At 58.4% G+C, this 12,795-nt stretch carries 13 protein-coding genes; all 13 read right to left on the bottom strand.

What is annotated here, in order from left to right; translation table 11 throughout:
* Positions 1–36: 36 nt before the first annotated feature.
* A complete protein-coding gene (gene rnhB, locus B0D71_RS08790) occupies positions 37–663 on the bottom strand; it encodes a ribonuclease HII (protein ID WP_103394432.1) in 627 nt (208 codons plus the stop codon).
* A gap of 11 nt (positions 664–674) precedes the next feature.
* Positions 675–1,805, bottom strand: a complete 1,131-nt coding sequence (gene lpxB, locus B0D71_RS08785; RefSeq protein ID WP_103394431.1) for a lipid-A-disaccharide synthase — start codon at positions 1,803–1,805, stop codon at positions 675–677.
* A gap of 2 nt (positions 1,806–1,807) precedes the next feature.
* The gene (lpxA, locus tag B0D71_RS08780) at positions 1,808–2,584 is read right to left on the bottom strand and encodes an acyl-ACP--UDP-N-acetylglucosamine O-acyltransferase (protein WP_103394430.1); all 777 of its coding nucleotides are present in this window, start codon (positions 2,582–2,584) and stop codon (positions 1,808–1,810) included.
* Positions 2,581–3,021: a 3-hydroxyacyl-ACP dehydratase FabZ gene (gene fabZ / locus B0D71_RS08775; protein WP_007978374.1), complete on the bottom strand. Its 441-nt coding sequence runs from the start codon at positions 3,019–3,021 to the stop codon at positions 2,581–2,583. The genes lpxA and fabZ overlap by 4 nt, the downstream gene beginning before the upstream one ends.
* Before the next feature lie 108 nt (positions 3,022–3,129).
* A complete protein-coding gene (lpxD, locus tag B0D71_RS08770; protein ID WP_103394429.1) occupies positions 3,130–4,185 on the bottom strand; it encodes a UDP-3-O-(3-hydroxymyristoyl)glucosamine N-acyltransferase in 1,056 nt (351 codons plus the stop codon).
* 3 nt (positions 4,186–4,188) lie between these two features.
* Complete coding sequence (locus B0D71_RS08765; RefSeq protein WP_015093768.1) at positions 4,189–4,692, bottom strand: OmpH/Skp family outer membrane protein; 504 nt, start codon at positions 4,690–4,692, stop codon at positions 4,189–4,191.
* Between the two features lie 45 nt (positions 4,693–4,737).
* On the bottom strand, positions 4,738–7,113 hold the full coding sequence (bamA, locus tag B0D71_RS08760; protein ID WP_103394428.1) for an outer membrane protein assembly factor BamA: 2,376 nt from the start codon (positions 7,111–7,113) through the stop codon (positions 4,738–4,740).
* 72 nt (positions 7,114–7,185) lie between these two features.
* Positions 7,186–8,538, bottom strand: coding sequence for a sigma E protease regulator RseP (rseP, locus tag B0D71_RS08755; protein WP_103394427.1), 1,353 nt, complete (start codon positions 8,536–8,538; stop codon positions 7,186–7,188).
* 53 nt (positions 8,539–8,591) lie between these two features.
* Positions 8,592–9,782 carry a 1-deoxy-D-xylulose-5-phosphate reductoisomerase gene (gene ispC / locus B0D71_RS08750; protein ID WP_103394426.1) on the bottom strand — a complete coding sequence of 397 codons (1,191 nt, stop codon included), beginning with the start codon at positions 9,780–9,782 and terminating at the stop codon, positions 8,592–8,594.
* A complete protein-coding gene (locus B0D71_RS08745) occupies positions 9,779–10,585 on the bottom strand; it encodes a phosphatidate cytidylyltransferase (protein WP_103394425.1) in 807 nt (268 codons plus the stop codon). The genes ispC and B0D71_RS08745 overlap by 4 nt, the downstream gene beginning before the upstream one ends.
* The gene (gene uppS / locus B0D71_RS08740) at positions 10,585–11,340 is read right to left on the bottom strand and encodes a polyprenyl diphosphate synthase (protein WP_103394424.1); all 756 of its coding nucleotides are present in this window, start codon (positions 11,338–11,340) and stop codon (positions 10,585–10,587) included. Before uppS ends, B0D71_RS08745 begins: the two co-directional genes overlap by 1 nt.
* 14 nt (positions 11,341–11,354) lie before the next feature.
* Positions 11,355–11,912, bottom strand: a complete 558-nt coding sequence (gene frr / locus B0D71_RS08735; protein WP_008000041.1) for a ribosome recycling factor — start codon at positions 11,910–11,912, stop codon at positions 11,355–11,357.
* Entirely contained in the window at positions 11,909–12,652 is a 744-nt protein-coding gene (gene pyrH / locus B0D71_RS08730; RefSeq protein WP_003222124.1) for a UMP kinase, read from the bottom strand. Before pyrH ends, frr begins: the two co-directional genes overlap by 4 nt.
* Positions 12,653–12,795: the final 143 nt, after the last annotated feature.

Below are 12,795 nucleotides of genomic sequence, written 5' to 3'. Positions count from 1 at the left end.
TGTACCGGGCCTTGGCAAAAAAAATCAGCCTCGCGACTAACTCTCGATGAGACCTTCCCGCGCCTCATACGCCAGCCGCACCGGGGCAAACGAACGCCGGTGAATCGGCGTCGGGCCAAGGCGGGCGAGCGCTTCCAGATGAACGGGGGTCGGGTAGCCTTTGTGCCCACCGATGCCGTAACCCGGGTAGATCAATTCGAACGCGGCCATTTCCCGGTCGCGACTGACCTTGGCCAGAATCGACGCCGCAGCGATGGCGGGAACCTTGCTATCGCCCTTGACCACGGCCTCGGAGGGCATCGGCAGCTTCGGGCAACGGTTACCGTCGATCATCGCCAGTTTCGGCTGAACGTGCAGCCCAGCGACCGCACGCTGCATGGCCAGCATGGTGGCGTGCAGAATGTTCAGTTCGTCGATTTCCTCGACTTCGGCGCGAGCGATGCACCAGCTCAGGGCTTTTTCGCAGATTTCGTCGTAGAGCTTTTCGCGGCGGGCTTCAGTGAGCTTCTTCGAGTCGTTCAGACCAAGAATCGGACGGTTCGGATCAAGAATCACCGCCGCCGTCACCACCGCGCCACAGAGCGGGCCGCGACCCACTTCATCGACGCCGGCAACCAACTCTTCGACTTGCGCGACCAAGGTGAAATCCAGCCCCATCTGCATGCTTGTTTTACTCATTTGTCTTGGCCAATCAAGTTCAGCACTGCGTCCGCAGCCTGGTTGGAGGCATCCAGACGCAGGGTCCGGTGAATTTCGTCAAAACCACGAGTCTGCTCTTCCCCGCCCTCGATCAGCGGTGACAAGGTCTGGGCCAGCGCTTCGACCGTGGCATCGTCTTGCAACAACTCGGGCACCAACAGACGTTGGGCCAACAAGTTCGGCAACGAAACGTACGGGCTCTTGACCATACGCTTGAGAATCCAGAACGTCAGCGGCGCCAAGCGATAGGCGACTACCATCGGCCGCTTGTACAGCAACGCTTCAAGCGTCGCGGTACCGGAGGCAATCAACACCGCATCGCACGCTGCCAGGGCCAGATGAGACTGCCCATCGAGCAGGGTCAGCGGCAGGTCACGTCCGACCAACAGTTCTTCAAGCTGTGCGCGACGTTGCGGGTTGGCGCACGGAACAACAAACCGCACACCCGGGCGTAATGCCCGCAAGCGCTGCGCAGTATCGAGAAACAACGCACCGAGCCGGCCGACTTCACCGCCACGGCTGCCAGGCATCAACGCCACCAGCGGCCCGTCGGGCAAACCGAGTTCGGCCCGCGCCGCAGCGCGATCGGCTTCCAGTGGAATGGCATCGGCCAGGGTATGGCCGACGAACCGCACCGGCACGCCTTTCTCTTCATAGAACCTGGCTTCGAACGGGAACAGCGTGAGCATCAGGTCGCAGCCTTCGCGAATCTTCAGCACGCGTTTCTGCCGCCAGGCCCAGACCGACGGGCTGACGTAATGCACGGTCTTGATCCCGGCCTGACGCAGTTTGAGTTCGATATTGAGGTTGAAGTCCGGTGCATCGATACCGATGAACACATCGGGCTTCGCGGCGATCAGGTCGGCGACCAGTTTTTTGCGCCGTGCCAGCAACTCGCGCAGACGGCCCAGGACTTCCACCAGCCCCATCACCGACAGACGCTCCATCGGGAAGTACGGCGTCATGCCCTCGGCCTGCATCAGCGGACCGCCAACACCAATGAATTCGATGGCCGGGTGACGAGCCTTGAGCGCGCGCATGAGACCCGCACCCAGAATGTCACCGGAAGCCTCACCCGCTACCAGCGCAATACGCAGATTGGCCATGGTTAGCGGGTGATGCCGCGAGTCGAAGACTGGATGGAGTCACGGAACACCGCCACTTCCGGATACTGGGCCGACGACTCGGCCAGCTCGGCGAGCGCCTGCTCCACGGTCAGGCCCTGGCGATAAACCACCTTGTAGGCACGACGCAGCGCGTGGATTGCATCTTCGCTGAAACCGCGACGGCGCATGCCCTCGAAGTTCATGCTACGGGCTTCGGCAGGGTTGCCAAACACCGTGACATAGGCAGGAACATCCTTGCCGATCGCGGTACCCATGCCCGAGAAGCTGTGGGCGCCGATGTGGCAATACTGGTGAACCAGGGTAAAGCCGGAGAGGATTGCCCAGTCTTCCACATGCACATGGCCCGCCAAGGCGGTGTTGTTCACCAGGATGCAGTGGTTGCCGATAACGCTGTCATGACCGATGTGGGCATACGCCATGATCAGGTTGTGATCGCCCAGGGTCGTTTCCGAGCGGTCCTGGATGGTGCCACGGTGGATCGTCACGCCTTCACGGATGACGTTGTGATCACCAATCACCAGGCGGGTTTCCTCGCCCTTGTACTTCAGGTCAGGTGTGTCTTCACCCACCGAGGAAAACTGGTAGATGCGATTGTGCTTACCGATTCGGGTCGGGCCCTTGAGGATCACGTGCGGCCCGATGACTGTCCCCTCGCCGATTTCCACACCTGCGCCGACGATCGACCACGGGCCGACCTCGACGCCGTCAGCCAGAACGGCTGTCGGATCGATGATTGCACGAGGGTCAATCAAACTCATAGCTTGCGTTCCGCACAGATGATTTCAGCGGAGCAGACAGGCTTGCCATCGACCGAAGCCTGGCATTCGAATTTCCAGATCTGACGCTTGCAGCTGATGAACTTGGCTTCAAGGATCAGCTGATCGCCCGGCAGAACGGGCTGGCGGAAGCGCAGCTTGTCGGAACCGACGAAGTAATAAAGAGTGCCGTCGGCCGGTTTCACGTCGAGCATTTTGAAACCAAGGATCCCGGCAGCCTGAGCCATTGCTTCGATGATCAATACGCCCGGCATGATTGGATGCGCAGGGAAGTGACCATTGAAAAACGGTTCGTTGATGCTGACATTCTTGTAGGCGCGAATGCGCTTGCCTTCAACATCCAGCTCCACTACCCGGTCCACCAGCAGGAACGGGTAACGGTGAGGCAGGTATTCGCGAATCTCGTTGATGTCCATCATTTCGGGGGGAAGCCTATGTAAAGATTGGGAGCGCGCGACTGACGCACGTTCCGCTAGCAAATCAAGGAGGCAGTCTAGCGGCTGTGCACACTTGATATGGAAATGGTATCAGCCATCTGATGAAGCATTACCGTCAGGGGTCACTTCCCCTACCTGCTTTTCCAGCTGACGCAGACGCCGCGCGATGTCATCGAGCTGACGAATGCGTGCCGCGCTTTTGCGCCACTCGGCTGCCGGCTGCATGGCCGTACCGGAAGAATAGGCGCCTGGCTCGGTAATCGAGTGGGTCACCATAGTCATCCCGGTGAGGAAAACGTTGTCGCAGATTTCGATATGCCCCACCAGGCCTACGCCACCGGCGAGCATGCAATGCTTGCCGATCTTGGTACTGCCGGAGATCCCGACACAGGCCGCCATGGCGGTGTGATCACCCACCTGAACGTTATGGGCAATCTGAATCTGGTTATCGAGCTTCACACCGTTGCCGATGATGGTATCGGCCAAAGCACCGCGGTCAATAGCGGTATTCACGCCAATTTCCACATCATCGCCGATCAACACACCACCGATCTGGGCGATTTTCTGCCAGATGCCCTTTTCATTGGCAAAGCCAAAGCCTTCGCCGCCGAGCACCGCACCAGACTGAATGACGACCCGTTTGCCGACGCGAACATCGTGATACAAGGTCACCCGCGGCGCGAGCCAGCCCCCCTCACCCACCACACTGCGAGCGCCGATGAAGCAGTGCGCACCGACAGTCGTGCCGGCTGCCACCTGCGCACCGCTTTCGATCACCACAAAAGCACCGATACTCGCCGCCGGGTCAACAACCGCATCCGACGCGATCACCGCCGTCGGATGAATCCCGGCAGCGGCCTTGGGCTTGGGATCGAACAGGTGGGAAACGCGCGCGTAGGCCGCGTAAGGATCCGGCACCAACAGCACATCCCCGCTATGACCTTCGGCGTCAGCGGCCTTGAGCAAAAGGGCTGCTGCCTGACTGCCTGCCAGGTACTTGCGGTATTGGGGGTTTGCGAGAAAGCTCAACTGAGCTGGGCCAGCCTCCTGCAAGGTGGCTAGCCCAGTAATTGCTTTCTCGGGGTCGCCACGTAGCGTGGCGCCGAGGAACTCGGCCAGCTGGCCGAGCTTAATGGTCACTGTCATGGATTACTTCAGCTGATTCATGCGCTCGATAACCTGGCGAGTGATGTCGTACTGAGGCTTGACATCAATCACTGCGCCACGCTCGAAGACCAGGTCAAAAGCACCTTTCTTGATGACTTCTTCCACAGCGCTGTCCAGTTTCGGCTTGAGCTGCTTCAGCATTTCACGGTCGGCAACGGCTTTGGCTTCATTCAGTTCCTTGGACTGGAACTGGAAGTCACGGGCCTTTTGCTTGAATTCAAGCTCCAGACGCTCACGTTCGCCCTGCTGCATTTTGTCGCCACCGGCCATCAGGCGGTCCTGAATGCCCTTGGCGCTGGTTTCCAGCGTCTTGAGTTTGGTCAGTTGAGGACCGAACTTTTTCTCGGCATCCACGGCGTATTTCTTGGCCGCGTCGGACTCCAGCAGAGCCATCTGATAGTTCAGAACTGCAATTTTCATGTCGGCAAATGCCGGACCAGCGACCAGTACGCTGGCCAGGAGAACCAATTGAGTCAACTTACGCACGATGCACTCCTACAAAATTCATTGTCGTTATCTTGGGTCAGACGCTTAGAACGTCTGGCCGAGGGAAAATTGGAACACTTGAGTCTCAGCGTCATCCGGTTTCTTGACCGGCATGGCCAATGCGAAACTCAGAGGCCCCAGTGCGGTGACCCACGTCACACCTACACCAACAGAACTGGCCATATTGCTCAGGCTAATGTCGTTGCATTTGGTGTTGGACTTCGTGCCATCAGCGTTTGTGGTATCCGAGCACGATGAATCGAACACGTTACCCACATCCCAGAATACCGAGGTACGCAGGGAGCGTTGATCCTTGACGAACGGCAGAGGGAAGAGCACTTCCACACCGCCCTGAATCAGGACGTTACCACCGAACGGCAGTGGATCCTGGTCCGGGTCGACCAATGTGCCTGGGTTCTTGGCGGTACTTGGCGTACTACGAGGACCTAGCGTGCTGTCCTTGAAACCACGGACCGAGTTGAAACCACCAGCATAGTAGTTTTCATAGAAAGGCAAGCCGTCGGTCGAACCGTAACCATCGCCATAGCCCAGCTCGGTATGCAGGCGCATGGTGTAGTTTTCGGACAATGGCTGGAACAGCTGGCCACGGTAGTCGAGCTTGAAGAACGACAGGTCGCTGCCTGGAATCGTGGACTCCAGCACCAGGCTCTGGGAATGGCCACGGGTGGCGAGCACGCCCTTGTTCAGGGTGGACTCGGACCAACCGGCCGAAGCCTTGAAGTTCAGGTACTGATCGCCTTCCTTGTTAACGAAGTCGAAAATCTCGTCGACGGTGTAAACGCCGGTCTTGATCTTGTCCTGCTGTGCAGTCAGGCCGAAGGTCAGACGCGAAGTCTCGCTGATCGGGTAGCCGACACTCGCGCCCGCACCCAGGCTGTCCACGGCATAGCTCGCTACGTCGACATCGAGATCGTCATAGTCAGTGGTGCGGTAGAAGGCGTTGTAACCCAGACTCACGCCATCAGCAGTCCAGTAGGGGTCGACATAACCGAAGTTATAGCGGGTCTGGTATTCACTTTTGGTCAAGCCGACGCTGACCTTGTTACCGGTACCCAGGAAGTTGTTCTGGGTGATCGAACCACCGAGGATCAGACCAGCACTCTGGGCGAAACCGACGCTGGCAGTAATCGAACCGGAGGCTTGCTCTTCAACGCTGTAGTTGACGTCAACCTGGTCATCCACACCCGGCACGGCCGGGGTCTCGACGTTGACTTCCTTGAAGAAGCCAAGGCGTTCCAGACGGGTCTTGGATTGGTCGATCAGGTAGGTCGAAGCCCAGCCGCCTTCCATCTGACGCATTTCACGACGCAGCACTTCGTCTTCGGACTTGGTGTTGCCACGGAAGTTGATGCGGTTCACGTAGGCACGCTTGCCCGGATCGACCGCGAACAGGATGTCTACGGTGTGATCTTCATCGTGCGGTTGAGGCACACCGTTGACGTTGGCGAAGGTATAACCTTCGTTACCCAGGCGACGGGTGATCAGTTCGGAGGTGGTGGTCATCAGCTTGCGCGAGAACACCTGGCCTTTTTGCACCAGCAGCAGGGACTTGACCTGGTCTTCAGGGACTTTCAGGTCGCCGCTGAGCTTGACGTCACGAACGGTGTATTTCTCGCCTTCGTTGACGTTAACGGTGATGTAGACGTGTTTCTTGTCCGGCGTAATGGAAACCTGGGTCGAAGCGATATCCATGTTGATATAGCCACGGTCCAGGTAGTAGGAACGCAGGCGTTCCAGGTCACCGGACAGTTTTTCACGAGCGTACTTGTCATCGTTCTTGAAGAACGACAACCAGTTGGTGGTTTTGAGTTCGAAAAGGTCGATCAGGTCTTCATCGGGGAAAACCGTGTTGCCCACCACGTTGATGTGCTGAATAGCGGCAACGGTACCTTCGTTGATGTTGACCTTCAGGCCAACGCGGTTACGCGGCTGCGGCACCACTTCGGTGTCGACGGTAGCCGAGTAGCGACCCTGGGCGACGTACTGGCGCTGCAGTTCGTTACGCACACCTTCAAGGGTGGCACGCTGGAAGATCTCGCCTTCGGCCAGACCGGATTGCTTGAGACCTTTCATCAGGTCTTCGGTAGAGATCGCCTTGTTACCTTCGATCTCGATACTGGCAACAGACGGGCGCTCGACTACCGTGATGACCAGGACGTTGCCATCGCGGCCCAGCTGGATATCTTGAAAGAAACCGGTTTTGAACAACGCACGAGTGGATTCCACCAGGCGACGATCATCCGCCTGTTCACCGACGTTCAACGGCAAAGCACCAAAGACGCTACCCGCGGAGACCCGCTGGAGGCCATTGACGCGAATATCAGAGATAGTGAAGGACTCGGCGTGAACTTCGGCGATCATCAATACGGTGAGAACCGCAGTTAGCAGCAGACGTTTCATGAAGTCCTTTCTTATTCCAACTGGCAATAAACAAACTGCCGCAAAATGCGGCAGATTCGCAATTCAGCGACGTTACAGACGACCCAGATCATTGACCAGAGCAAGCAACATCACTCCGATCACCAAACTGATACCGATCTGTATCCCCCAACCTTGCACCCGATCCGACAAGGGGCGACCACGCGCCCACTCGATCAGATAAAACAACAAATGCCCCCCATCCAGCACAGGAATGGGCAGCAAATTCAGAACCCCCAGGCTAATACTCAGATAAGCAAGGAAATTCAGGAAATCAGCGACACCCGACTGGGCCGAAGCGCCCGCCACTTTAGCAATGGTTATCGGTCCACTCAAGTTTTTTACCGAGAGCTCGCCGAACAACATTTTCTTCAGTGAATCGAGGGTCAGCACGCTCATGGTCCAGGTACGCCGAGCCCCCTCGCCAATCGCTGCCAACGGCCCGTAACTGACCTCGCGGATCATCTCCGGCGGCCAATCGACAGCCTTCACCCCCGCCCCCAAATAGCCGCTGGATGACTTGCTCTCGCCCCGAGCGGCAAGCGTAACCGGAACGTCGATTTGAGCACCGTCACGCTCAACCCGCAGCATGATTTTGGTATCAGGATGCATACGCACGGTATCGACAACCTGCTGCCAGTCATCCAGCGTACGACCATCGAGCGCCAGTAACCGGTCACCGGTCTTCAGGCCGGCAGCCTGGGCCGGTCCCTTCGGATCGAGTTCAGCCAGGACCGGCGGCAATGCTGGACGCCACGGGCGAATTCCCAACGAATGAATCGGGTCGGGCTCATCAGCCCCTTTGAGCCATTTGTCCAGCGCAAGTTCACGAGGAGTATCAGCAGTGGAGCCTTGCTCGCGAACCATTATCTGCAACGAACCGCTTTCGCCCAGACGACGAACCAGTTGCAGATTCACTGCCGCCCAGCCGGAAGTCGCCTCGCCATCAATGGCGACGATTTCCTGGCCGGGGCTCAAACCCGCCTTGGCCGCGATACTGCCGGACTCGACAGCGCCGATGACCGGGCGCACCTGTTCGCTGCCGAGCATTGCCAATGCCCAGAAGAACACCAATGCCAGCAGGAAGTTGGCAATCGGCCCCGCCGCCACGATGGCAATGCGCTGACGAACGGATTTGCGATTGAAGGATTGATCAAGCTGATCGAGCGGTACTTCACCTTCGCGCTCGTCGAGCATTTTCACGTAGCCGCCCAACGGGATGGCCGCAACGACAAACTCGGTGCCCTGCTTGTCGTGCCAGCGCAGCAAAGGCATGCCGAAGCCCACGGAGAAGCGCAGCACCTTGACCCCACAGCGACGCGCGACCCAAAAATGGCCGAACTCGTGGAAGGTAACCAGCACACCCAGAGCAACCAGGGTGCCGACAATCATATAGAGCGCGCTCATCTACTTTCTCCGCATTCCTATCCGCTGCTGCCTGGGTCAACTATCCGCAGCATTTAGCGCCCGTGACGGCTCAACCATTGTCCGGCCAGCAATCGCGCCTTCGCGTCTGCCGTGAACACTGCCTCGAGATCATCCACCGCCACTACGGGCTCCAGACTCAGTACTTCCTCGATGATACTCGCGATTTCCAGGTAACGAACCCGTTCGTCGAGAAATGCCGCCACCGCCACTTCGTTCGCCGCATTGAGCATTGCCGGCGCGCTGTTACCCGCCTCGGCCGCCTGACGAGCCAGACGCAGACAAGGGAAACGCTCTTCATCGGGCGCCTGGAAATCCAGCCGGGCAATGGCAAACAGATCCAGCGGCGCCACACCCGAGTCAATCCGCTCCGGCCAGGCCAGGGCATTGGCGATAGGCGTGCGCATGTCCGGATTACCCAGCTGCGCCAGGACAGAACCATCGACATAGTCGACCAGCGAATGGATCACACTTTGCGGGTGAATCACCACTTCGACCTGGGATGGCCTGGCATCGAACAGCCAGCAGGCTTCGATCAGCTCAAGCCCCTTGTTCATCATACTGGCCGAGTCAACGGAGATTTTCCGCCCCATGGACCAGTTCGGATGCGCACAGGCCTGGTCAGGTGATACATGTGCCAGTTCAGCCATTGGCGTCTGGCGGAACGGACCGCCGGAAGCCGTCAGTAAAATCCGCCGTACGCCGACAGCCTCAAGGCCACGGGCATAATCGTGCGGCATGCACTGAAAAATCGCGTTGTGCTCGCTATCGATCGGCAGCAACACCGACCCGCTCTTGCGCACCGCCTGCATGAACAGCGCGCCGGACATCACCAGCGCTTCCTTGTTGGCCAGGAGAATCTTTTTGCCAGCCTCGACCGCCGCCAGTGTCGGACGCAATCCCGCTGCACCGACGATGGCCGCCATGACCGTATCGACTTCCGGATCGGAAGCGACCTGACACAAACCTTCCTCGCCCACCAGAACACGGGTCGCGAGACCCGCCGCGCGCAAATCATCCTGCAAGGTGCGTGCAGCAGCGATCTCAGGCACTACAGCAAATCGCGGCACATGGCGCACGCAGAGCGCCAGCAATTCGCTCAAGCGAGTGAAGCCACTCAAGGCAAAGACCTGATAACGATCCGGATGGCGAGCGATGACGTCGAGCGTACTCAGGCCAATCGAGCCGGTCGCACCCAGAACGGTAATCTGTTGTGGGCGGCTCATGGGGCCGCCATCCACAACAGCACGGCAAACACCGGAATCGCTGCCGTCAGGCTGTCGATACGATCCAGCACGCCGCCGTGACCCGGGAGCAGATTGCTGCTGTCCTTGATGCCGGACTGGCGCTTGAACATGCTTTCAGTGAGATCACCCACCACCGAAATGAATACGATCAGCGCAGCACAGATCAGCCCCTTGAACAGCTCGGCCACCGTCCAATCGCGCACCAGAGCAACGAGCGTGGTAATTACCAGACTCAGCGCAAGACCACCGTACACGCCTTCCCAGCTTTTACCCGGACTGACCAGGGGTGCGAGCTTGCGCTTGCCGAAAGCACGACCGGAGAAGTAGGCGCCAATATCGGCACCCCAGACCAACACCATCACTGCCATGATCAGCCAGTTACCCAGGGGGTATTGCTTGATCTGCACCAGACCTTGCCAGGCCGGCAGGAGAATCAACAGGCCGATCACCAATTTGGTCGCCGCATTGGACCAATGTTCGCTCGAACGCGGATAGGTCAGCACCAGATACGTCGCCACCGCCCACCACAACACCGAAGCGCCCAATATCCAAGGCGCGAGACCAGGCAGGATGTACATGACGAACAGCATCAATGCAACCACAGCGGCATAGCCGACGCGGAACGCCTGACCTGCGAAACCCGCCAGACGCGCCCATTCCCAGGCGCCAAGGGTTACGACCAGCCCAATGAACAGCGCAAAACCGGAACCTTCAAGCAGGAAAAATCCGCACAAGGCAATCGGCAGCAGAATCAGTGCGGTGATGATTCGTTGTTTAAGCATTAAACCCGGGCTCCAGCCTCGACCTGCTCGCTCGTTTTACCGAAGCGGCGCTGGCGGGAAGCGAAATCGGCCAGCGCATTGCGCATGGCATCGTGTTTGAAGTCCGGCCAGAACAGGTCGGAAAAATACAACTCGGCATAGGCGAGCTGCCAGAGCAGGAAGTTACTGATGCGGTGCTCGCCACCGGTCCGGATACACAGGTCCGGCAACGGCAGGTCGCCTGTGACCAGGCAGGTCTGCAGCAGATCAGGCGTGATGTCTTCCGGACGCAAGTGTCCGGCCTGAACTTCTCGCGCCAGGCGCTGCGCAGCTTGCGCGATATCCCACTGACCGCCGTAATTGGCGGCGATCTGCAGGACAAAACGATTGGCACCAACCGTCATGGCTTCGGCTTCACGCATAGCAGCCTGCAGCTCGGGATGAAAACGCGAGCGGTCACCAATGATACGCAGGCTGATGTTGTTGTCGTTGAGGCGCTTGGCCTCACGACGCAGCGCCTTGAAGAACAGATCCATCAAAGCGCTGACCTCATCGACCGGACGTTGCCAGTTCTCGCTTGAGAAGGCGAACAGGGTCAGCACTTCGACCCCGGCCTCGACGCAGACTTCAATGACAGCACGCACCGCATCCACACCCGCTTTATGCCCAGCGACACCTGGCATAAAGCGTTTTTTCGCCCAGCGATTGTTACCATCCATGATGATCGCGACATGGCGCGGCACCGCGGACGGCGCAGTCAGCTTAGTCTTTTCCATGAAAACACAACCCTTTATACGGCCATCAGGTCTTTTTCTTTCTGCGCCAGGTCCGCGTCGATTTTAGCCACGAATTTCTTGGTCAGGTCGTCGATCTCGCCAGTTGCACGACGCTCTTCATCCTCACTGATCTCTTTTTCCTTGACGAGATCCTTGAGCTGGCTATTGGCATCACGACGGATGTTGCGCACGGCAACACGGGCATCTTCTGCAACGTCACGAGCCTGCTTGGTGAAGCCCTTACGGGTTTCTTCGGTCAGGGCAGGCATGGAGATCAGCAGCAGCTCGCCGAGGTTGGTCGGGTTCAGGTTCAGACCTGCGCTACCGATCGCCTTGTCGACAGCACCCAGCATGTTGCGCTCGAAAGCAACGACTTGCAGGGTACGGGCGTCTTTGACGGTGATGTTGGCCACCTGCTTGATCGGGGTATCGGAACCGTAGTACGGCACCATCACGCCCTCCAGGATGCTTGGATGCGCCTGGCCGGTACGAATGCGGCCGAAGTTGTGCGCCAGCGATTCCACGGATTTCTGCATGCGCTCTTGAGCGTCTTTCTTGATTTCGTTGATCATTGTTGGCCTTCCTCGATCAGGGTTCCTTCAGCGCCGCCATGCACGATGTTCAGCAGGGCGCCGGGCTTGTTCATGTTAAATACGCGTAGCGGCATCTTGTGGTCGCGGCACAGGCAAATAGCCGTCAGATCCATCACACCCAGCTTGCGATCCAGCACTTCATCGTAGGTCAGATGATCGAACTTCTCGGCATGCGGGTCTTTGAATGGGTCTGCGGTGTAGACGCCATCGACCTTGGTCGCCTTGAGCACGACATCGGCATCGATTTCGATTGCACGCAGGCAGGCTGCCGAATCCGTGGTAAAGAACGGGTTGCCGGTACCGGCCGCGAAAATCACCACGTCCTTGGAGTTCAAGTGGCGCATGGCCTTGCGGCGATCGTAGTGATCGGTCACACCAACCATGGAGATAGCGGACATCACGATGGCCGAGATGTTGGCGCGCTCAAGGGCGTCGCGCATGGCCAGGGCGTTCATCACAGTGGCCAGCATGCCCATGTGGTCGCCGGTGACCCGGTCCATGCCAGCCTTGCTCAGCGCTTCACCGCGGAACAGGTTGCCACCACCGATAACCAGACCGACCTGAACACCGATGCCGACCAACTGGCCAACTTCCAATGCCATGCGATCCAGAACTTTCGGGTCGATCCCGAACTCTTCCGAGCCCATCAGGGCCTCGCCGCTAAGCTTGAGTAGAATGCGTTTATAGCGAGCCTGATAACCACTGCCCTGCTGAGCCATTGCGAATCTCTCCTGCGGCGTATTTTAAAAATTCTTTGCGAGCTGTTTACAGCTGGCGTTCACTCTAGCGTGGCGCTGCTTCAGCGCCATCGGAACATGGCTTTGTAAGCCAGTTCCAAAGGGAAACCAATTAAAAATTGATG

Source organism: Pseudomonas laurylsulfativorans, from assembly GCF_002906155.1.
Taxonomy (GTDB): domain Bacteria; phylum Pseudomonadota; class Gammaproteobacteria; order Pseudomonadales; family Pseudomonadaceae; genus Aquipseudomonas; species Aquipseudomonas laurylsulfativorans.
The sequence above is the reverse complement of the archived record's forward strand: the minus strand, read 5'-3'. Positions and strand labels throughout refer to the sequence as shown.

Bases quoted from the DNA above. Each gene is read 5' to 3' on its own strand.
- ispC (WP_103394426.1), bottom strand. From the start codon at position 9,782: ATGAGCCGCCCACAACAGATTACCGTTCTGGGTGCGACCGGCTCGATT.
- rnhB (WP_103394432.1), bottom strand. From the start codon at position 663: ATGCAGATGGGGCTGGATTTCACCTTGGTCGCGCAAGTCGAAGAGTTG.
- lpxA (WP_103394430.1), bottom strand. From the start codon at position 2,584: ATGAGTTTGATTGACCCTCGTGCAATCATCGATCCGACAGCCGTTCTG.
- fabZ (WP_007978374.1), bottom strand. From the start codon at position 3,021: ATGATGGACATCAACGAGATTCGCGAATACCTGCCTCACCGTTACCCG.
- pyrH (WP_003222124.1), bottom strand. From the start codon at position 12,652: ATGGCTCAGCAGGGCAGTGGTTATCAGGCTCGCTATAAACGCATTCTA.
- frr (WP_008000041.1), bottom strand. From the start codon at position 11,912: ATGATCAACGAAATCAAGAAAGACGCTCAAGAGCGCATGCAGAAATCC.
- rseP (WP_103394427.1), bottom strand. From the start codon at position 8,538: ATGAGCGCGCTCTATATGATTGTCGGCACCCTGGTTGCTCTGGGTGTG.
- bamA (WP_103394428.1), bottom strand. From the start codon at position 7,113: ATGAAACGTCTGCTGCTAACTGCGGTTCTCACCGTATTGATGATCGCC.
- lpxD (WP_103394429.1), bottom strand. From the start codon at position 4,185: ATGACAGTGACCATTAAGCTCGGCCAGCTGGCCGAGTTCCTCGGCGCC.
- B0D71_RS08745 (WP_103394425.1), bottom strand. From the start codon at position 10,585: ATGCTTAAACAACGAATCATCACCGCACTGATTCTGCTGCCGATTGCC.
- uppS (WP_103394424.1), bottom strand. From the start codon at position 11,340: ATGGAAAAGACTAAGCTGACTGCGCCGTCCGCGGTGCCGCGCCATGTC.
- lpxB (WP_103394431.1), bottom strand. From the start codon at position 1,805: ATGGCCAATCTGCGTATTGCGCTGGTAGCGGGTGAGGCTTCCGGTGAC.